Genomic DNA, 20,832 nt, shown 5'->3' with positions numbered 1-20,832 from the left:
AGAACCGGGCAGTCGTGGCCAGCAGGCGCTCCAACTGCCCGGTTTGCTCGTTACACCTTTAGTTTCTGTACGTTTTTGAAACTAATGGCAATAGCCTCCAGTGGGGGGCGCTTGCAGACGTCCTGCTCCACAAAATAGTGGGTCATACCGGCTATGTTGCGCGCGTCGAAGATGCGCTGAAAATTGATGCTGCCCGTTCCTACTTCGGCAAAAGCCCGTTCGGGCGTTTTTTCCATGTCTTTGATGTGCCAGAGCGGGAACCGGCCGGGGTGCTTTTTGAACAGCGCTACCGGGTCCTGCCCGGCATACGTAGCCCAGTATAGATCCAGTTCCAGCTGCACCAGCTTAGGGTCTGTACCGCTCAGCAGCACATCATACGGAACTTTACCCTGCAGGGCTTTAAACTCAAAATCATGATTATGATACGCAAACTGTATGCCGGCCGCCCGGCATACTTCAGCCGACTTGTTGAAGAGGTCGACGTATTTTTTGTAATCGTCGAGTTTAGTACGCTCTTCCGGAAAGAGGTAGGCACAGACCATGTATTTCTGCCCGATGGCTGCGGCATCGTCAACCGCCCGTTTCCAGTTGTTGATCAGCGATCCTTCGTCTTTCATCATTACCTTACCCGTAACGTAATGACCACTGGGCGTCGACAGGCCCAGGTCTTTCAGCAAAGCCGCGTATTCGGCCGGTTTTTTGCCGAAGAACTTGCCCCCGGCATAGCCGAACGACTCCACCTCTTTGTAGCCGATCTGGGCTACCTTCTTCAGGGTTCCGACCGGGTCTCTGCCCATATCGTCTCGTAAGGTATATAGTTGCAGACCAACTTTCTTGGTGGGAGCTGCCAACACGTCGAAGCGCGATGTCAGGGCGGCAGCTGCAGTGAGTGCACTCAGTTTCAGAACCTGTCGGCGACCAGGCTTTTCTGGAAAATTCATAGCTATAAACCGGATTACAAAAACGCACTATGAAGTCGTGCGTTTATCAATCAAAGATAGCTTTTTCCGGATTGTATTGAATTATCGAAAGGTGGCGGGCCAGCTACTTCCCAATACAGGACCACTAAAAAAACCGGGGGGCAACTGCCTTCCGGTTTTTCTGATTATACAACTCAATGTGTGGACTATTTTATCGGCCGCTCGATGCATTACCGGACATTTTGTTCATCACCTCACGGGATACTTTCAGGTGGGCTTTCACCAGTGGGTGAGCCGCCTGCGCCACTTCTTTCAGATTACGATCCGAAGCGCTCGATTTGACCTTACTCATTACGCCGTCCAGCTTTTCGTGGCCTTTTACGCCACTTTCTGTCACGTACATCCGGTCGAACGACATGCCCGATTGTGCTTTCATTTTGTCAAGCCTGGCGGTGGTTTCGGCATCGAGAGCACTGGGGAGGGTTACGCCTTTGGCAGCAGCAATCTCCTGAAGTTTGGCCGACAGACCCGTTTGCTCCTCCACTTCGGCCTGGGCCAGTTGGCGCACTTCGTCGTTGCTGGCACTCTGCACGGCCATTTTGCTCATTTCCAGTTGCATCATCCCCCCTTTGGCTACTTCCATCATCAACGCCTGGTCGGCGCTCGACAGTTTGGCACTAGTTGGCTGAATAGCGGCTACCGTAGCGGCTCCCTTCTGGTTAGCCTGGTCAAACGATGCTTTGCTCTCGCGCCCTACCATGCCGGTTGTTCCTGCGTTCATGGTGCCGGCGCTGTTCTGCTGCGCCACGGACACTCCAGAGGCCGCCAGGACTACGGCCAGCCCAAGAATAATTCGATTGGTTTTCATAGCGTGTTCTACTGAGTATGATTAGTTTATCACTGAGGTTTCAACTAACTCGACAGCACACTGTTCCAATCAATCTTTATATTCTATAGGATATTATATAATCGAGGATTTCGGGTCCGTAGCCTCACAATTGATGCCGTATCCGCCGATGTTGGCCCTTGCTTAGAATGCCAGCCAGCCCGACACTTTAATGGCAAACGGGGTCACAGGAATGCCCGTACGGCTCAGATTATCGCGGTAGGTAAGCCGATGAATGGCGTCGACCCGAAGCACTTTGAAAATATTATCAATACCGTACCCAACTTCTACGTAGGGCGTGCGGCTCAGCGAATTAAATCCTTCAACTGCCCGCCCCTCCTCGTCTGCTGGCGGAATGAGCGCTACGTTAGCTGAGGAGACGCTGCCAACCAGCACTTTGGCGGTTACCAGCTCGCGCCATTTGAGCCGACGCAGGCCGGGAAGCCGGTTAAACAGCAAGCCGTTAAAGTTATGTTCAAACTGCGCCGATGCCCAGCGATCTGCCACGAATTCGAAGAAATTCATCAGGTTATAGGCATTGCCGACATAGAACGACGATTCGTTACCCAGGGGCGTATACAGCAGAGGATAAGGCACCGTTGACGGAATCAGCCCACCGTCGAGTGTGTAGTACGTACGGCCTAACACCCCCATCCGGAACGAATGTTTCAGCGAAAACGCCACCCGGTGGTAAGTAAAGTCGCTTCCGAAAACCTGCCGCAGTCCCAGCGTATACCGTAACGTGACGATAGGTTTACGGGTAGCTCCGGCGCTAACGCGGACGTTGTCGTTCTGTAAAATGACCTCGTCGGGGGCAAATCGGGTTTCTGAGGTAAGCTCCGTGACCTGGTAGGTAGACCGGATCGTCTGGTCATCGTCCTGCGGTTGCGGCCGGAATGCAAACGGGAAGAGCGGCTCGAAGGAACGCCGACGAAGGGCCAGCGTCTGGGTGAACCCACTGCCCATCTCCCGCCGGAAATACAGGAGTTTATCTTCCTGAAAATAAGGCCGACGAATGGTGCCGAAGCGGGAGTAGGCCGCAAAAAACGAATTGCCGCCAATGTTATCGGCCGATACCCCGATACGCTCCAGGTCGTAGGTTTGCCGATAGCCCACCACGGTCCAGGGTTTACGGCTAAGAATCCGCTCAATGCCCACGTTATACTTAAACTGCTGGTCCCGGGTGCCGTAGGCCACATATCCGCTCAGCAGCCACTTACGACTAAAACCGGTATTGGTACGCATGCCCAGCCGAAACCGGTTTCCTTCAATGTTGTTGTTCGCGTAGGAGTAGAGCAGCGGCCCGACGTCGATATGCCAGTTATCGATGGGTTTGTAGCCGAGTACGCCCAGTTTGATAATTTCACCAGCTACCTTGATAACCGGCACATTTCGTACCGAGTCAACCACCCGCATCGCCTGCCACTCGTCGGCCGAGAGCGAGTCGGGCCGAACGCGCTGCCAGAACGCCACATCGGCCGTTCGGTAGTCGTCGTCCAGCTCGATAGACGGGTCATAAAACCCGACCTCTTTCGGCTGATTCTCGACAATGTTACGGGCCGTGGCAAAGAATCGGATCAGTGCCCCCGGTGCCCGTGGGGTGGGTTCGTCGGTATCGATGGTGACCTGCGTCTGGGTCGGAAACCGCACCCCCGATACCGTCTTTTCCCACTCCTGCTCGATGTGCAGTTCGTCGACGAAGTTGATATTGGCCCGTTTGTCAACCCGCGCATCAATCTGCGCCAGCGCCACCTGCATCGTATCGATCCAGACCGTCCCCGAAAAAGCCAGATCAGCGGCTCGCTTCGGCGCGAATTCGATCTCGTAACAAACCGCATCGCCCAGAGTCATCGTATCCTTCATCCGGAAGGTATAGACCGTTTCCCACTGCGCTCCTACCGGCGAGGGTATGTCTTTCCGGAGTACATAGAGCGAGTTCCGGTAGAAATTGTACTGCTGGAACGAAGCCCCCGTCAACTGGGCAATCAGCCCGCCATCGCTCACCCCTACCCCGGTCACATGCGACTTCAGCACCCGTTCCTTCTGCTTTTCAGGGTTGGTACGGGCGTAAAAGTTGGAGAACGTTTCGGAGACAAATACCGGTACCGCCGGGTTTCCGTTGCCGTCTGTTATGGCCGGAAGCTTACCCAGCAGCCGACCGATAGGCCCTGGCGATCGGCCTTTCCGGCGTTTCTGACTGAAGTTATTAACATACCCTTCAATCTTGGTATAGCTGTCGTACTGATAGCCCGACAAACGCGTTGGGTCGTACTGGGCTCGCCGGCGGATGGCTTCCCGCATCACCCGGTAGGCCGGATCGCCCCCTTTGGCGTACACCTTAACCTCCTGGAGTTTGGTTGCCCCCGCTGTCAGTTGCGCATCGACTACCTGCGTTTCAACCGGCATGAGCCTGTAAAAGCGGCTTTGGAACCCCAGACTAAGGACTTGCAGGGAGTCGGCCAGGCGCTTGGCCCGAATGGTATAACGCCCTTCGGCATCAGACGTTGTACCGATTGTTGTTCCTTTGATGGCAATGCTGGCAAATGGTATCCCCTCTCCTGTTGCCGCATCCGTTACGCGCCCGCTAATTGTATAGGTAGTCTGCGCCATTGCCAGCCACGAGCAGCTCAATAACAGACTGATCAGCAAAAAGCGTCGTAAAAAATGCATCATTGAATCAGAGATGTTGGCAGTAGCAGGGTAACCAAAATATAGTCAACAGAGTTTACTACAGATGTTATTTTTACATGAACGCTACGAAACAGGTCATGGGCGGTATTGATCCTCAACGTATTCATGGACCCAGCTCTTCTAATCGCTACGCTTTTTACCCTCCTTCTGTTGCAGCCGGATAGACAATACAAACAAAAAGGCGCCTGCTTCCGTGCAGGCGCCTTTCGTAGCGAGTTAGTATGTACTAGGCCTGAGCGACCCGCAATTGGTGGCGCAGGTCATCCAGCTGCTTCTCGGCATCGGCAATCTTTTTATCGATGTCGGCCCGTAGCTTGTCGGCATTCTTCGAACGGGCAAAGAATTCGATGTTGTTACGATACGTAGCGATGTCGTTTTCGATGGCCGTGATGCGCCGGCGAATATCGCCTTCGCGTTTGTTGCCCCCCCCGTCGCGGTCGCCCCGGTTGTAGTCCCGATCAGCCCGATCGCGGCCACCGCCACCCCGAGTAGCTTCGGCCTCGCTCTGGAGCATGATCCGCTCTTTATCTTTAGCCGGAATCTTACCCGTGGCCCCCACCAGCGCGTTGACAGCGTTGATGTACCGCTTTTGAATCGGCTCTTTATCCTTTTTCGGTACGAAGCCGATTGCATTCCACTCTTTCTTGAACTCGTTCAGCTGCGACAGATCGGCGTTTTCCGTAGCGGCCGCTTCGATCCGCTCGATGAGCGCAATCTTTTTGGCCAGATTCCCTTCAAACTCCCGTTCTGTTTCCTGATTTTTCGAGCGCTTCTTGTTAAAGAATGCATCGCAGGCGGCTTTGAACCGGTCGAAGATCGAATTCTTCTGTTTCTCCGGAACCTGACCAATGTTCTTCCACTGGCGCTGTAGCTCGATTACGGTCTGGGTAATTTCCGGCGACTCTTCGCCCGAGGCCAGGATCGCTTCAACCTGCTCGCAGAGTTCGGTTTTCTGACGCAGGTTTTCTTCGCGCTTGCTTTCGAGCTGTTTGAAAAACTCGCCTTTGTTGTGGAAAAATGTTTTGAGGGCCGACCAGAATTTTTTGCTCAGCTCTTTACCTTCTTCGCGCGGCATTGGTCCTTTTATGGCGTTCCAGCGATCCTGGAGGGCCATCACGACCTTCGTCTTGTCGTTCCAGTCGTTGATGCTGTTCGAGGTGAACGAGGTCAGCGGTACCAGTTCTTCGTAAATAGCCGATTTCTCTTCGTACAGCTGAGCCGATTCTTTACGCTGCTCGTTGGTCTGATCACGCCGTTTGTCGTACAAAACGTCGAGCGCAGCTTTCATGCGGCCCCACAGAACTTCCTGCTCGGCTTTTGGTGCGGGACCAATGTGCTTGTATTCTTCGAACAGGGCGTTTGCTTCGTCGATAGTCTGGCGGGTTACAGGCGTCTCTTCAGCCGCCTTGGCCATCGCTTCCACTTTTTCGATCACCTCTGTTTTCAGGGTCGTATTCCGCTTTCGATCCAGCTCCTTCAGCTCGAAATAGATATTCCGGTTGCTGTAGTACCGATCGACCAGGGCGTGGTAGGTAGCCCAGAGCGTAGCGTTGTGCGGGGAATTCATGTTTCCGGCCGCTTTCCACTCGTCCTGAATCTTCTTGAACTCGTTCCAGCTGGTTTTGGGATCGCCCGCGTTGTTCTCGTCGGTCTCAACCAGTTCGCGCAGGCGGGTCAACAGCTCGGTTTTAGCCGCGAAGTTGCCGTCTTTCGCCTTATCCAGATTCTGGAAGTAAGTATTCTTAAGGCTTTTAATCTGCTTGTAAAGTTCGTCGAACCGCAGAACAGCCTCATCGTATTTATAGTCGAACCCTTCTTCAGCACCGGTATCGGCTACGTAGGCCTGCAGGGCAGCTTCCCGTTCGGCCCGCTTCATCTGATCGAACAGGGGCTTCACTTCTTTCAGTACCTGATCGGCTTTCTTGAAATCGGTGGGGGTTACCGCTGCTGCACTGACAGTTGCAAGCTGGCCTTCGAGCAGGGCTACAAAATCCTGTTTCGAGAACTGACTGTAGTCGGCCGCCGGTTGAGAAGCCGTTTCATCGGCTTCTTCGGGTTCGGCTACCGTGGCATACTGCGCCGTAACCTCATCCGTTTCGGCCGTAGACGTTTCGGAGGTAGGTTCCGTTTCGGCGGCAGCAGGAGCCTCTTCGTCGGCGACAGGCGCAGGCGTTTCAGCAACAGGCTCCTCTGACGCAATCGTCTCAGCGACGGGCGCTTCGGGTTGAGGGGCAGCGTCGGGCGCTGTTTCGGCAACCGTTTCCGGAGCGGCCTGCTCGGCTTCCTGAGGGTCAGCAGCCGACTGATCAACGACCGGCTGGGTTTCAACCTCCGGCATTACCGGCTCATTTTCAGTTAATTCTGGAACTGTCAACGTATCGTTCGATTGAGAGGTAGGTTCGTCAACACCACTAGCCTGTGGCTGAGTTGCGGCCGGCGTCTCTGTCGAGTCAGGCGTAGCAGCAGTTGCCTCGCCCGAATCCGTAGATTGCGTCGTGGTGTCTTCGGGGGTATTAACGGCCAGCGTGCCGGTTGCCTGATCTGTAGCGTCCGGCTGCTGGTTTATTTCCTGTTCTTCGTTTGCCATGTTGGGAACGTACCGATTACTTTTGCAAAATTACGACAATATGCGGATTTTCTTGCAGTTCGGCCGTTGAATTGCCGTTAAACAACCCAACAGAATGCCGTCAACAATTAGCGACTTACGGAAAGAATATACGCTTAACGGTTTGAATGTGGACGATGTTTCAGCTGATCCACTCACTCAATTCCGACTTTGGTTCGATGCAGCCCTGAGTTCAGGGGTTCCGGAGCCGAACGCCATGCACGTCAGCACCATTACTGCCGACGGCCGACCAGATGGTCGTATTGTGCTGCTCAAAGATATAACAGCGGGTGGATTTGTCTTCTATACTAACTACGAAAGCCGTAAAGGACGCGACCTGACCGAACGCCCGGTGGCCGCTCTGACCTTCTTCTACCCCGAGCTGGAACGCCAGATCCGGATCGAGGGCCACGTGGAGAAAGTAAGCGCTGCCGAGTCAGACGCGTACTTTGCCAGCCGGCCGCGAGGTAGCCAGATCGGGGCCTTGGTATCAAACCAAAGTTCGGTTATTACCGATCGCAACACCCTCGAACAGCGCCAGCAGGAACTGGAAGCCCAGTTTGACGGTCAGTCGATTCCGCGACCGCCCCACTGGGGTGGGTTTCGGGTGATACCGGATCAGGTTGAATTCTGGCAGGGGCGCCCCAGCCGTCTGCACGACCGCATCCGTTACCGGAAAGACGGACAGGACTGGCTTATCGAACGGCTTTCCCCCTAGAACTTGTTAAAACAGTTTTTTTTGAGGTTGCAGGATGGGCCGATGCTCATTTTGCAACCTCTTGTGTTTGCTGGCCCCTCTTCTCCTCAACTGCCAACCTGATGGCAGTCCCCGCTGTCGCCAGTTTCCTTCGTCTGGCTACAGCACCCTTTCGCCAACGGATGGTTTGCCAATATATACTACTGAAAGCGGCCGTTTACAGCCTATTTTATTGAGCTATTTTGGGATAAAATTGTGCTATTATGCTAAGTTACTATATATTTGGTAATTTGATAGCGATAATCCTACCCACCCCTCATGACTGCGTCTCATTGTCCCAAGTGTAATAGCTCTCAACTGGTTAGAAACGGCATTCTTAATAACCGACAACGATACCGATGTAAGCACTGCGCGTATAACTTCACTGTCGACAAGGTGGGCAAAGGCATCAATAGCTATTACGTCATCAAAGCGTTGCAGCTTTACATTGAGGGCGTCAGCTTCCGGGAGATCGAGCGGCTGCTGGGCGTAAGTCATGTATCGGTTATGAACTGGGTCAAGAAATACCAGGTGAAAGCCCCCCAGAACCGGCTCTACCACCCAACCTATAAGATATTGAACCACAAAGAGTTGTCTGAATTTTTCAGTAGTCGCGAAAACGTGCAGGGCGCAGGTATGATCGTTACCGAATTAGGCGATAAATTTATGGTTATTCGCTGGGAACGCTTCCGCGACTGACCATCGCTATCAATTGACCGTATCTATCCCAACGGTTTCGCAGGTCTTGCAGAAAGAGACAGTTTTGATCCGGCAACGAACGCCGATCCGAACTTGTCTTACCCATGAAACATAGCTTACAACTGCTTGTACTCGCGCTGCTGATCAGCGGGCCATGTCAACAACAAAGTATAGCTCAGGGGTCATCCGACTACGGAGCCGGGCTCAAATTGAACCTGAATCCGGAAGGGACTAAATACGCCCGAATTATTATGTGGAACCAACTGTGGTTCAGATCCATGCAGATGAATCCCGGCACGGCGGTAAACGGAGTGCCGACCGAGACCCTGACGGATATAGGCGCCCGGCGGCTTCGGGTACTGGCCTACACCCAGATTTCGCCCCGTTATCTGATTCTGACCCACGTAGGTATTAACAACCAGACATTCATAAACGGCGGAGCCGCAGGAACCAGCGGTACGGGTGGGTACGGCCAGGGCAAAAAGCCGGGTCTGTTTTTCCACGATGTCTGGAACGAATATGCCGTCGTGCCCAGCGGGCAAGACGCAGCCGGCTTGGTTCGTAAAAACACGCTCTATCTGGGCGCCGGGCTGCACTACTGGCACGGTATATCCCGGATGACATCGGCCAGCACGCTGAACTTCCTGGCGGTCGACGCCCCGATAGTTAACTGGCCACTGATCGAAAATTCGGATCAGTTTGCCCGGCTGTTCGGTATCTATGCCAAAGGCAAACTGGGTAAGCTGGAGTATCGCCTGAACTACAACAAGCCCTTTGCTACCAACCAGACGCCCCCCCTGAGCGGCACGACCGTAACGCCCAATGTAGCCGTTGACAACAATGGCGTCAGTAAAATGTCCTATGGTGGCTACTTCGAGTATCAGTTCCTGGATCAGGAAGCGAATGTGTTACCTTTTAAGGTGGGCTCTTACGTAGGTACCAGGCGCGTATTTAACCTGGGCGCGGGGTTTTACCGGCAGCCCGAAGCAACACGCTCTATGAACAACGGTAAACCCAACGCCCACGATATCAATCTTTTCTCGGTCGATGTCTTCGCGGATATGCCCATTGGGAAACAGGACAAAAACATGGCCGTAACCACTTACAGCGTACTTTACACGTATGATTTCGGCTCGAACTACCTGCGGAATGTGGGAATCATGAACCCCGGTACGGCCGACCCTTCTTTTGAAGGAAAGCGTGCGCTAGCCGGTCCGGGTAATGCGCGGCCGCTGGTCGGTACGGGAACGATCTGGTATACCCAGGCCGGTCTGCTGTTGCCCAAAACCACTGACAAACCCTTAGTGCGGATACAGCCCTATGCAGCCTACACCCTCAAAAACCTGGAAGCGCTCGGAAAATCCGGTACTTATTACGACCTCGGCTGTAACTTTTATCTGGACGGCCACCATGCCAAAATTACCCCCCAGTGGTCGGTACGTCCTGTCTACACCGACAAAAACACCATCAGCGGTAAGCGGGGTGAGTTTATCCTGCAGGCCCAGGTTTATCTTTGATTCATTCCCTATTCCATTAATCTTCTTTCATTCATGATTACAGAACCTAAGGCCAAACCAGCCACTAACATCCGTTCGCTGATCAGCGTCATCGGAGCCTCTTCCGTTGGAACGCTCATCGAATGGTACGATTTCTACATATTCGGGTCGCTGGCAACGGTACTGGCCACCAAGTTTTTTCCGGAAGGCAATTCAACGGCGGCCTTTCTGTCTACGCTGGCCACGTTTGCCGCCGGTTTCGTTGTTCGTCCGTTCGGCGCGCTGTTTTTCGGGCGGCTCGGCGATCTGATTGGCCGGAAATACACGTTTATGGTCACACTGCTGCTGATGGGCGGGGCCACATTTGCCATCGGTCTGATTCCGAGCTACGAAACCATTGGCTTCCTGGCTCCGCTGCTGGTGCTGATTCTGCGCCTGTTGCAGGGGCTGGCCCTGGGTGGCGAGTACGGCGGTGCCGCTACCTACGTAGCCGAACACTCGCCCAAAAGTGAGCGCGGGTTCTGGACTTCCTGGATTCAGACTACCGCCACCATTGGTCTGTTCGTTTCGCTGCTGGTGATTATGCTCACGCGGTTGTCGATGTCCAAAGAAGCCTTTACTGACTGGGGCTGGCGGGTGCCGTTTCTGGTATCGATCCTGATGGTGCTTATTTCATATGTCATCCGGAAAAACATGAGTGAGTCGCCCCTGTTCGCCAAAGTCAAGGCAGAGGGGAAAACGTCGGCCAGTCCGCTGAAAGAAAGTTTTGGCAACCGGTACAACTTCAAATTCGTTCTGCTGGCGCTGTTTGGCGCAACCATGGGGCAGGGCGTAGTCTGGTATACGGGCCAGTTTTACGCCATGAGTTTTATCCAGAAGATCTGTAACGTAGAAGCAATGCAGGCCGACGGGCTGATGACCATAGCCCTGCTGATGGGCACGCCTTTCTTCGTGCTATTCGGCTGGCTCTCGGACAAAATTGGCCGAAAAAGCATCATGCTGGCGGGTATGCTGGTCGCCATTCTGTCGTACCGGGCCATCTACGAGAAAATGTACCAGACCACCAACCTGAGCAACAAAACCGAAATAGCCGGTGCTGCCCGAATCGACTCGGCAACCGCTCCCAACCCAAAAGAAGCCGGTGGGTTTATCATGACCAAGACCATTGCCAAAGCGTATACCGACGGCACCACCTATGAGGAAGTGATCAAAACAAAAATTGCCGCTACGCCTGCGGCTGAAGCGCCCAAGCCGGAAATCAGGAAGACCGTCACCATCAATGATGCTGACAAATGGACGCTGATCTGGCTGGTATTTATTCAGGTGATTTTTGTAACGATGGTGTACGGCCCTATTGCCGCTTTTCTGGTCGAGATGTTCCCGACCAAGATTCGGTACACGTCCATGTCGTTACCTTACCACATCGGGAACGGGGTTTTTGGCGGCCTGCTGCCGGCTGTAGCGACCTACCTGGCCACCAAAGCCAACGACGCCAACACGGCTGCGGAAGCCGTTGGAGCCGCCCTGCCCAACGCAGCTCCCTATCTGGAAGGCCTCTGGTACCCGATCGGTGTGGCTGCGGTCAGCTTTGTCATTGGCCTGCTCTACATCGACAACAAAAACCGGACAACCCACGACTAATTCATTTCAACCTGTAGACATTCTGTTTCATGAACGCAATCAAAAAATACGCTGGCATTGTCTGGCTGGCGCTGGCGGCTGTTGTCGGCTACTACGGCCTTACCCAGTTCGGTCTGCCCAAACTGACGAGCGGCAAAACCGAAGACCTGGTTTTTGGCATCATCATTTTGTTCGTACTGTTGCCCATTATCGTGGGTGGACTGGTCCGGTTTGGCCTCTACGCGCTCCAGGGCGAGTATGACGATGAAGTCAGCTAGGCCACACCCGCTGTCAGTAAGGCGGCAGAGCAGTACCGCTGGCCCAATACCAGCGGTACTGCCCGAGACCGGCTGTTGATCTATACCTATCCCGTAACTGACCCTATGAAAACCCGGCGACTACTGTTGCTAAGCATCGTATTCATGCTGCTTTTCAACGAGCCGTTCCTGTCGATCGTTAACGTACCCGACCTGACGGGTGGGTTGCCTGGCAGCTATGCCTATGTGCTGGTAGTATGGGCCGCCCTGATTGTATCGCTGGTGATCTGCCTGCACGGCAACCGCAACGCTGACGATTCATTCCATCCCGATGAATAGCCTTACGCTCATCGTCTGCTCGCTGCTCTACCTGAGCCTGCTCTTTCTGATTGCCTACTGGGCCGAACATCGCACGCATACCCGCCAGAGTCTGGTCAACAACCCGTATGTCTATTCGTTATCACTGGCTGTTTACTGCACGGCCTGGACCTTCTACGGCAGCGTAGGCCGGGCTGTATCGCACGGGATGCAGTTTCTGACGGTCTATATCGGCCCAACGCTCGCGGCTCCGCTCTGGTGGCTCATCCTCCGGAAAATCATCCGCATCTGTAAAGTGCAGCGCATTACCAGCATTGCGGACTTCATTTCGGCCCGATATGGCAAAAACCGGGGGCTGGGCGTTTTCGTGACGGGGTTGTGTGTAGCCGGTATCATTCCCTACATCTCTATCCAGATCAAAGCCATAGCGACCAGCTTTTCGGTATTGTCGGGGCAAGCAGATAACGCGTCGGAAGGCTTGTTTCTGGGCGATCAGGCCTTTTATATTACGCTGGTTCTGATCGTTTTCACGATCCTGTTTGGTGCCCGCACCCTCGAAGCGACCGAGCGACATGAGGGCCTGGTCACGGCCGTTGCGTTCGAGTCGCTGGTGAAGCTGGTCGCTTTCGTAGCGGTCGGGCTGTTCGTCACCTTTGGGCTGTTCAACGGCCCGACGGATATTTTTCAGCAGGCCCGGGCCATACCCGCGCTACGCCAGCAGTTCACGTTCGGGCCGGGCCATACGTCGGGCGACTGGTTCTGGAATATTATACTATCGATGCTGGCCGTTCTGTTTCTGCCGCGCCAGTTTCAGGTGGCCGTCGTAGAAAATACCAGCGAGAAGCACCTCAACAAAGCCATCTGGCTGTTTCCGCTGTACCTGTTCGTCATCAATATTTTTGTGTTGCCGCTGGCCTTTGGCGGACATATTCTGCTGGGCAACCTCCCCATCGACGCCGACAACTATGTACTGGCCCTGCCGGTGCAGTACGGCCGCGAAGGCCTGGCCTTACTGGCCTACATCGGTGGGTTTTCGGCGGCCACGAGTATGATCATTGTCGAAACGATTGCGCTCAGCGTCATGGTCAGCAACAACGTCGTGATGCCGTTTCTGGTGAGCCGTTCCAACTGGCAGAATCGGTTTGGTTCGGTGTCGAGTACGTTTGTCATCAACATCCGGCGGCTTACCATTGTCCTGTTTCTGATCCTGGCGTATATATACTACCGAACGGTGTCGCAGCAGTTCTCGCTGGTATCGGTTGGGCTGATTTCGTTCGCGGCTGTTGCTCAGTTTACGCCGGCCATGATTGGCGGTATTTTCTGGAAAGAAGGCAATCGGGCGGGGGCGCGGCTGGGTCTGTATGCCGGTACCGCTATGTGGTTTTACACGCTGATTCTGCCTACGCTCGTTCCCGGGCTGCTTCCGCCTACGCTACTGACCGAAGGCCCCTGGGGGATCGGCTTCCTACGCCCGCAAAACCTGTTTGGCCAGACCGATCTGGAGCCGCTGGCCCAGGGAATTTTCTGGTCCCTGCTGGTCAATAGCCTGGGGTATCTGTGGGGGTCTATCAACCGGCCGCAAAGCGCGCTGGAGCACAACCAGGCGGTCCTCTTCGTCGATATTTTCCGGCTTTCGCGCTCCGACGAGAGTTCCGTAATCTGGAAGGGGCAAGTAGTCGTATCGGAACTACAGCGACTGCTCACCACCTTTTTCGGAGCCGACTGGGCCAGGCGCGTTATTGAGCGGTATACCAGTCGTCATGCACCCGCCACCCCGACCATCTATGCCGACGCCCGGCTGGTTACCTACTGCGAGAAACTGCTGGCGGGCGCTATCGGAACGGCTTCGGCCCGTACGCTCGTAGCCTCCATCGCGAAAGAAGAAACCATTTCGGTCGATGAAGTGATTCGTATTCTCAAGACCTCGCAGGAGCTGATTTCGGTCAACCGGGAGCTCAAACGAAAGTCGACGGAGCTGGAACAGATGGCTCAGCAACTCAGCGAAGCCAACGAACGCCTGCAGGCAGCCGACCTCAACAAAGCCGAGTTTCTGTCGACCATCACGCATGAGGTTCGTACGCCCATCACGTCGGTGCGGGCGCTGGCCGAAATCCTGTACGACACCCCCGATATGAACGACCACTCCCGCCAGCAGTTTCTGGGAACGATCATCCGCGAGTCGGAACGGCTTACCCGACTCATCAACCAGGTGCTGGATCTGGAGCGGTTCGAGTCGGGGCGGTTACAACTGCAGCTGGAGCCGGTTCTGTTGCGCGATATCGTACGCCAGGCCATCGACACCATACAGCAGCTGATCCGCGAAAAAAACATCAGCATCACGGTGCAGCACGATATTCCGCCCACAACCGTGCGGGCCGACCACGACCGGCTGATGCAGGTATTCATCAACCTGCTGTCGAACGCGATTAAGTTCTGCGAGCCTAACCAGGGCCGGATTGCCGTACTTACGTCGGCTGATGGCACCAACCTGATCGTGAGTATTACCGACAACGGCGTGGGCATCGACCCGGCCTATCATGAGCTGATTTTTGACAAGTTTTACCAGCTCCACCACAAAACCCGCGACAAACCGACGGGCAGCGGACTGGGCCTGGCGATATCCCGAAAAATTGCCGAATTACACGGCGGTAGTATTCGGGTGGAGAGTCAATTGGGACAAGGTGCTACCTTTACCGTCCGTATACCAATTGACTAGCCATCAGATTACTGATCTATATGCTTACCGTAGTAATTGCTGACGACGAACCAAACATTCTGCTCTCGCTCGAATTCCTGATGAAGAAAGAAGGGCACCGGGTCTTTATTGCCCGCGACGGAGCCGAAGCGCAGGAACTGATCGACGCCGAAAAACCGGACCTGCTCCTGCTCGACGTCATGATGCCTAAAATGAATGGTCATGAACTCTGTCGGTACGTACGGGCGCAACCCGATCTGAACCATGCGAAAGTAATTTTTCTGAGTGCCAGAAGTAAAGAAGCCGATGTGCAGGCCGGTTACGAGGCCGGTGCTAACCTGTACATACCCAAGCCTTTTTCGACCCGTGACCTCGTCAGCCGAATCAATCAATTAATGAAGCCGGTCGGGTAAGTGGGTAGCTGTCTATACCAACTTAGCAAATAAATTGCCGGCTGGAACGCTGGTGTCATTTACTTTTACTGTCTCATTTACCTTTTGCCCTTCAACTATGCGTATCCGAACCTTTGACGACTATCAGCAGGCCTACCAGCAAAGTGTCGAAGACCCCGAGGCCTTCTGGGCCGGTGTAGCTCAGGAATTCCAGTGGCGCAAACCCTGGACCAAAACCCTGCAGTGGAACTTTACCGAACCCAATATCAAGTGGTTTGTAGGGGGTAAACTGAACATTACCGAAAACTGTCTCGACCGGCACCTGGCCGAGCGGGGCGATCAGCCCGCCATCATCTGGGAACCTAACGACCCGCACGAAGCCGGGGTTACCCTCACCTATCGGATGCTCCACGATCAGGTTTGCCGAATGGCCAATGTGCTCAAACGCAACGGCGTAGGCAAAGGTGACCGGGTCTGCGTCTATATGCCGATGGTGCCCGAACTGGCCATTGCCGTGCTGGCCTGCGCCCGTATTGGCGCGATTCACTCCGTTGTTTTCGGTGGATTTTCGGCCCAGAGCATTGCCGACCGGATCAACGATGCTCAGTGCCGACTAGTGATTACGGCCGACGGTGCTTATCGGGGCAACAAAGAAATTCCGCTCAAGAGCGTTGTCGACGACGCCCTGATCGGCTGCCCCAGCGTGGAGAAGGTAATCGTTATGACCCGTACCCGCACCCCGGTAGCCATGCTGAAGGGTCGCGACGTATGGATGGAGCAGGAACTCAAGCAGGTAACCGCCGACTGCCCGGCCGAAGAAATGGATGCCGAAGATGTGCTGTTCATTCTGTATACCTCGGGCAGTACGGGCAAACCCAAAGGCGTAGTCCACACCTGCGGAGGGTATATGGTCTATGCGGCCTATACCTTCGAGAACGTGTTTCAGTACGAGCCGGGTCAGGTGCATTTCTGCACGGCCGACATCGGCTGGATTACGGGACATAGCTACATCGTATACGGGCCACTGGCCTGCGGGGCCACGTCGCTGTTGTTCGAAGGGGTACCGACCTACCCCGACGCCGGACGTTTCTGGGATATTGTCGATAAACACCAGGTCAACATCCTGTACACCGCCCCAACGGCCATCCGGTCGCTGATGGGCTTTGGTCTCGACAAGGTAGAAAACCACGACCTGAGCAGCCTGAAGGTACTTGGCTCGGTAGGCGAGCCCATCAATGCCGAAGCCTGGCACTGGTACGACGATCATATCGGTAAAAACCGGTGCCCGATTGTCGATACGTGGTGGCAAACCGAAACGGGTGGTATGCTGATTTCGCCCATTGCAGGCGTCACCAAAACCAAACCCACTTACGCCACCCTCCCACTGCCCGGCGTTCAGCCCATGCTGGTCGACGAAAACGGGCAGGAGATCGAAGGCAACGGCGTATCCGGAAACCTGTGCATGAAGTTTCCGTGGCCGGGTATTTTACGGACAACCTGGGGCGATCATGAGCGCTGCCGACAGACGTATTTCAGCACCTATCCCGGCCTGTATTTCACCGGCGATGGCTGTCTGCGCGACGAAGACGGCTATTATCGGATCACGGGCCGCGTCGATGACGTCCTGAACGTATCGGGCCACCGCATCGGTACGGCCGAAGTGGAAAACGCCATCAACATGCACACGGGCGTGGTCGAAAGCGCCGTTGTCGGGTATCCGCACGACATCAAAGGGCAGGGTATCTATGCGTACGTCATTGCCGACGCCATGCCCTCCGATCATGACGCCGACCTGACCAAGCGCGACATTCTGGCTACCGTTAGCCGGGTTATTGGCCCCATTGCCAAGCCCGATAAAATCCAGTTTGTTTCGGGACTGCCCAAAACCCGGTCGGGCAAGATTATGCGCCGGATTCTTCGCAAAATTGCCGAAGGAGACACCAGCAACCTCGGCGACACAACCACCCTGCTCGACCCGGCCGTTGTAGACGAGATCAAAGCCGGCGCCGTATAGGTTCCTTCAGAATCCTTTCTCAAGCCTAAACGGTCTGTTTCGCGACCGTTTAGGCTTTTTTTGATGTCCTCAAACCCGCTTTCGCCCACCGGGCTATACAGGACCGCTGGCTGCGCCGTACCAGCAACAGGCTGAGTACGCCCAATAGGTTTTGTCAACGACGTTTTCAGTTCAGGCGATCTTTTAGGCTCGTCTGTTGTTACACCGACAAATCCCGTCCGCTCACCACCAGGCCGGGCCGTTAACTCCTGTATGAAACTACTTTACAGTTATTTGCGCCGTTACTGGGGCCTGCTGATCCTGGCGCTGCTGCTGGCCGCTATCAACCAGATTTTTTCGCTCCTCGACCCGTATATCTTTCGCAAAATCATCGATCAGTACGTTGTTAAGCCCGGCGGCACCCTGCGCGACATTAACTTCTGGGAATTTTTGCAGAACGGAGCGGGGCTTCTGATCCTCCAGGCCCTGGGCGTAGCCATGGTGAGCCGAATCGCCAAAAATTTTCAGGACTATTACGTCAACGTAATTACCCAGCGGCTGGGCGCCAGACTCTATACCGACGGCCTTCGCCACTCCCTCGAACTACCCTACCAGGTCTTCGAAGACCAGCGCTCGGGCGAGACGCTCGGCAAGTTGCAGAAAGTACGGTCCGATGTCGAGAAGCTGATTCAGTCGTTCGTCAACGTTCTGTTCACGTCCGTAGTGGGTATCGTGTTTGTGATGTGGTACGCCACCACCGTATACTGGCCCATTGCACCGGCTTATTTTCTGACCATTCCGCTGCTGGGGTTCGTGAGCTCGCTGCTCAGCAAAAAAATCAAGAACGTTCAGAAAACGATCGTTGCCGAAACCACGGCCCTGGCCGGATCGACCACCGAGAGCCTGCGCAACATTGAGCTGGTCAAAAGCCTCGGCCTGGCCCAGCAGGAAACCGAACGACTGAACGCCACAACCGAGAAAATTCTGAAACTCGAGCTGAAGAAAGTGCGCTACATCCGGTCTTTGTCGTTCGTTCAGGGCACTTTTGTGAACCTGCTTCGCAATGCCATCATGCTGCTGATGTTGTTTCTGGTCGTGCAGGGGCGCATTACGGTGGGTGAGTTTTTCTCGCTGTTCATCTATTCGTTCGCCATTTTCGGACCGCTCCAGGAATTGGGCAATATCATCAATATATACCGCGAAACGGAAGCGTCGCTGGCTAACTTCCAGCAGATTCTCGACACCCCGCGCGACGTTAAACCCGCCCTGCCGCAGCCCGTCAGGGATCTCCAGACGCTGGCTTTCGATGCGGTCCGTTTCAAACACCTGTCGGCCAGCGTTCCGGCCCTCGATGGTATTTCGTTCGATGTCCGGCTGGGCGAAACCATTGCCTTCGTAGGGCCGAGCGGCTCGGGCAAAACCACGCTGGTCAAGTTGCTGGTGGGCCTCTATACGCCCATGAGCGGCCAGATTCTCTACAACAACATACCCGGCTCGGCCGTCGACCTCGACGAGTTACGTGAGCAGATCGGGTTCGTTACGCAGGATACGCAGCTTTTTGCCGGCACCATCCGCGAAAACCTGCGCTTTGTGGCCCCCAACGCCACCGACGAAGAATGTCTGATGGCGCTCCGGCAGGCCGCGGCCGATTCGCTGCTGGCCCGCGCCCCGCAGGGCCTCGATACGGTTATTGGCGAAGGGGGCGTAAAGGTCTCCGGGGGCGAGAAACAACGGCTCAGTATTGCCCGCGCGCTGCTGCGCAAACCGACCCTGCTGGTCTTTGACGAGGCTACCTCGGCGCTCGACTCGCTGACCGAAGAAGAGATTGGCCGAACGGTTCGTGAGTTGTCGGGTTCGCACCGGCACATTACCATCCTGATTGCACACCGGCTGAGCACGATTCTGCACGCCGATCGTATTTTTGTGCTCGAACAGGGGCGGGTGGCTGAACAGGGCCGTCACGACGAGTTGCTGGCGCTGAAAGGTCTCTATTATGCCATGTGGCGGCAGCAGATTGGCGAACGCAAAGAGCTGGTAGCTGTCTAGCCGTTTACCCATAGCCCATCAATAGTAAAAAAGTCAGTTCTCCCGCTTCATTCGTAAAACAAGTCCCATCCCCCCTATGCTACGCTACACGATTGGCAGCGCCTTTGTGGCCGTATTTTGCCTCAGCAGTTTTCTGATCGACCGAAAGCCGGCGGCAAAAACGGCGCGCGAAAACTACGAAACCTATTGCTCCTCCTGCCACGGCGAAAAGGTAGAAGCCTTTGTTGATCGCCAGTGGAAACACGGGAAAGAAAAAAGCGATCTGGTCAAAAGCATAACCGGCGGTTACCCCGACCTGGGCATGCCGGCCTGGAAAGGCGTGCTGACCGATAAGGAAATCGACGAAATGGCCGATCTGATTCTGACGAGCCTGAAGAACGTGGATCAGTACAAGTTTGCCAACAAACCATCCTCCAACGTATTTACCTCGGAAGGCATGACGGTCAAGCTCGACACGGTGGCGAGTGGGTTCAAGTCGCCCTGGGGTCTGGCCTTCCTGCCCGATGGCAGCATGCTGGTGACCGACCGTACGGGCGATCTGTACCGGGTCGAAAAAGGCAGTCAGAAAACCAAACTAACCGGCGGCCCAACCGTACTGGCCGAAGGACAGGGCGGCCTGCTCGACGTAGAACTGCACCCCGACTTTGCGAAGAATCAGCTGATCTACCTGTCGTATTCGGCGGTGAAGCAGGAAGGCAGCGACAAACTTTCAACCACGGCCGTGATGCGCGCCAAACTGACCGGCAACACCCTGACCGATCAGAAGGTAATTTTTGAAGCGCTCCCCTACGCCAAAACCCGCCACCACTACGGCTCACGGCTGGAATTTGACAAGAAAGGGTTTCTGTACATTACGGTTGGCGACCGGGGCAGCGAGCAGCAAAACCCGCAATCGCTGGACCGCGACGCGGGAAAGGTGCACCGCCTGCACGACGATGGCCGCATTCCGGCCGATAACCCCTTCGTAGCCAACAAGAGCGCGCACCCGTCTATTTATTCGTATGGTCACCGCAATCCGCAGGGTATGGCCCTGAACCCGGCCACGGGTGCCATCTGGACCCACGAACACGGGCCGCGCGGGGGCGATGAGATCAACATCGTCAAAAAATCGGCCAACTACGGCTGGCCTGTCATCTGCTACGGCATCAACTACGACGGTAAACCGATCACCAACCTGACGGCCAAAGAAGGCATGGAGCAGCCGCTTACCTACTGGTTGCCCTCCATCGGTCCCAGCGGCATGGCTTTCGTAACCAGTTCCAGATACCCGGGCTGGAAAAACAACCTGATGGTGGGGTCGCTGCGGTTCCAGTACCTGAACCGGTGCGTCATGAACGGCGACAAAATTGTCAGCCAGGAAAATATTCTGAAAAACATTGGCCGGCTGCGCAACGTGACCATGGGCCCCGACGGCTACCTCTACGTATCGGTCGAAGATCCGGGCTACGTATTCCGGCTGCTGCCCGTTACCCAGTAAG

General features: G+C 55.0%; 15 protein-coding genes. 11 read left to right on the top strand and 4 right to left on the bottom strand.

What is annotated here, in order from left to right:
• Positions 1-50 precede the first annotated feature (50 nt).
• From FBR45_RS04370 to FBR45_RS04355, 4 genes are all read right to left on the bottom strand, one after another.
• Positions 51-941 (bottom strand): sugar phosphate isomerase/epimerase family protein, encoded by an 891-nt coding sequence (locus tag FBR45_RS04370; RefSeq protein ID WP_138499660.1) that lies wholly within the window; start codon positions 939-941, stop codon positions 51-53.
• Positions 942-1,131: 190 nt separating this feature from the next.
• The gene (locus FBR45_RS04365) at positions 1,132-1,788 is read right to left on the bottom strand and encodes a DUF4142 domain-containing protein (protein WP_138499658.1); all 657 of its coding nucleotides are present in this window, start codon (positions 1,786-1,788) and stop codon (positions 1,132-1,134) included.
• Positions 1,789-1,950: 162 nt separating this feature from the next.
• Positions 1,951-4,479 carry a DUF5686 and carboxypeptidase-like regulatory domain-containing protein gene (locus tag FBR45_RS04360; protein ID WP_138499656.1) on the bottom strand — a complete coding sequence of 843 codons (2,529 nt, stop codon included), beginning with the start codon at positions 4,477-4,479 and terminating at the stop codon, positions 1,951-1,953.
• Positions 4,480-4,723: 244 nt separating this feature from the next.
• Positions 4,724-7,084: a DUF349 domain-containing protein gene (locus tag FBR45_RS04355; RefSeq protein ID WP_138499654.1), complete on the bottom strand. Its 2,361-nt coding sequence runs from the start codon at positions 7,082-7,084 to the stop codon at positions 4,724-4,726.
• A gap of 94 nt (positions 7,085-7,178) precedes the next feature.
• Here FBR45_RS04355 and pdxH point away from each other — a divergent pair, with 94 nt between their 5' ends.
• The 11 genes from pdxH (at position 7,179) to FBR45_RS04300 (ending at position 20,831) form a co-directional block, all read left to right on the top strand.
• Positions 7,179-7,820, top strand: coding sequence for a pyridoxamine 5'-phosphate oxidase (pdxH, locus tag FBR45_RS04350; RefSeq protein ID WP_138499652.1), 642 nt, complete (start codon positions 7,179-7,181; stop codon positions 7,818-7,820).
• A 297-nt stretch (positions 7,821-8,117) separates the two neighbouring features.
• A complete protein-coding gene (locus tag FBR45_RS04345; protein WP_138499650.1) occupies positions 8,118-8,537 on the top strand; it encodes an IS1 family transposase in 420 nt (139 codons plus the stop codon).
• A 104-nt stretch (positions 8,538-8,641) separates the two neighbouring features.
• Positions 8,642-10,054: a porin gene (locus FBR45_RS04340; protein ID WP_212748614.1), complete on the top strand. Its 1,413-nt coding sequence runs from the start codon at positions 8,642-8,644 to the stop codon at positions 10,052-10,054.
• A 33-nt stretch (positions 10,055-10,087) separates the two neighbouring features.
• A complete protein-coding gene (locus FBR45_RS04335; RefSeq protein ID WP_138499648.1) occupies positions 10,088-11,674 on the top strand; it encodes an MFS transporter in 1,587 nt (528 codons plus the stop codon).
• Between the two features lie 29 nt (positions 11,675-11,703).
• Positions 11,704-11,931: a DUF6814 family protein gene (locus FBR45_RS04330; protein ID WP_077919247.1), complete on the top strand. Its 228-nt coding sequence runs from the start codon at positions 11,704-11,706 to the stop codon at positions 11,929-11,931.
• Positions 11,932-12,036: 105 nt separating this feature from the next.
• Entirely contained in the window at positions 12,037-12,249 is a 213-nt protein-coding gene (locus tag FBR45_RS04325; RefSeq protein WP_077919248.1) for a hypothetical protein, read from the top strand.
• Positions 12,242-14,944 (top strand): ATP-binding protein, encoded by a 2,703-nt coding sequence (locus tag FBR45_RS04320; protein ID WP_138499646.1) that lies wholly within the window; start codon positions 12,242-12,244, stop codon positions 14,942-14,944. The genes FBR45_RS04325 and FBR45_RS04320 overlap by 8 nt, the downstream gene beginning before the upstream one ends.
• Before the next feature lie 20 nt (positions 14,945-14,964).
• Complete coding sequence (locus tag FBR45_RS04315) at positions 14,965-15,336, top strand: response regulator transcription factor (RefSeq protein ID WP_077919250.1); 372 nt, start codon at positions 14,965-14,967, stop codon at positions 15,334-15,336.
• A 97-nt stretch (positions 15,337-15,433) separates the two neighbouring features.
• Entirely contained in the window at positions 15,434-17,329 is a 1,896-nt protein-coding gene (acs, locus tag FBR45_RS04310; protein WP_138499644.1) for an acetate--CoA ligase, read from the top strand.
• 252 nt (positions 17,330-17,581) lie between these two features.
• On the top strand, positions 17,582-19,354 hold the full coding sequence (locus FBR45_RS04305) for an ABC transporter ATP-binding protein (RefSeq protein WP_138499642.1): 1,773 nt from the start codon (positions 17,582-17,584) through the stop codon (positions 19,352-19,354).
• 76 nt (positions 19,355-19,430) lie between these two features.
• The gene (locus tag FBR45_RS04300; RefSeq protein WP_138499640.1) at positions 19,431-20,831 is read left to right on the top strand and encodes a PQQ-dependent sugar dehydrogenase; all 1,401 of its coding nucleotides are present in this window, start codon (positions 19,431-19,433) and stop codon (positions 20,829-20,831) included.
• The last annotated feature ends 1 nt before the right edge of the window (position 20,832 follow it).

It is taken from the genome of Spirosoma lacussanchae (assembly GCF_005870035.1).
Lineage (GTDB): Bacteria > Bacteroidota > Bacteroidia > Cytophagales > Spirosomataceae > Spirosoma > Spirosoma lacussanchae.
The sequence above is the reverse complement of the archived record's forward strand: the minus strand, read 5'-3'. Positions and strand labels throughout refer to the sequence as shown.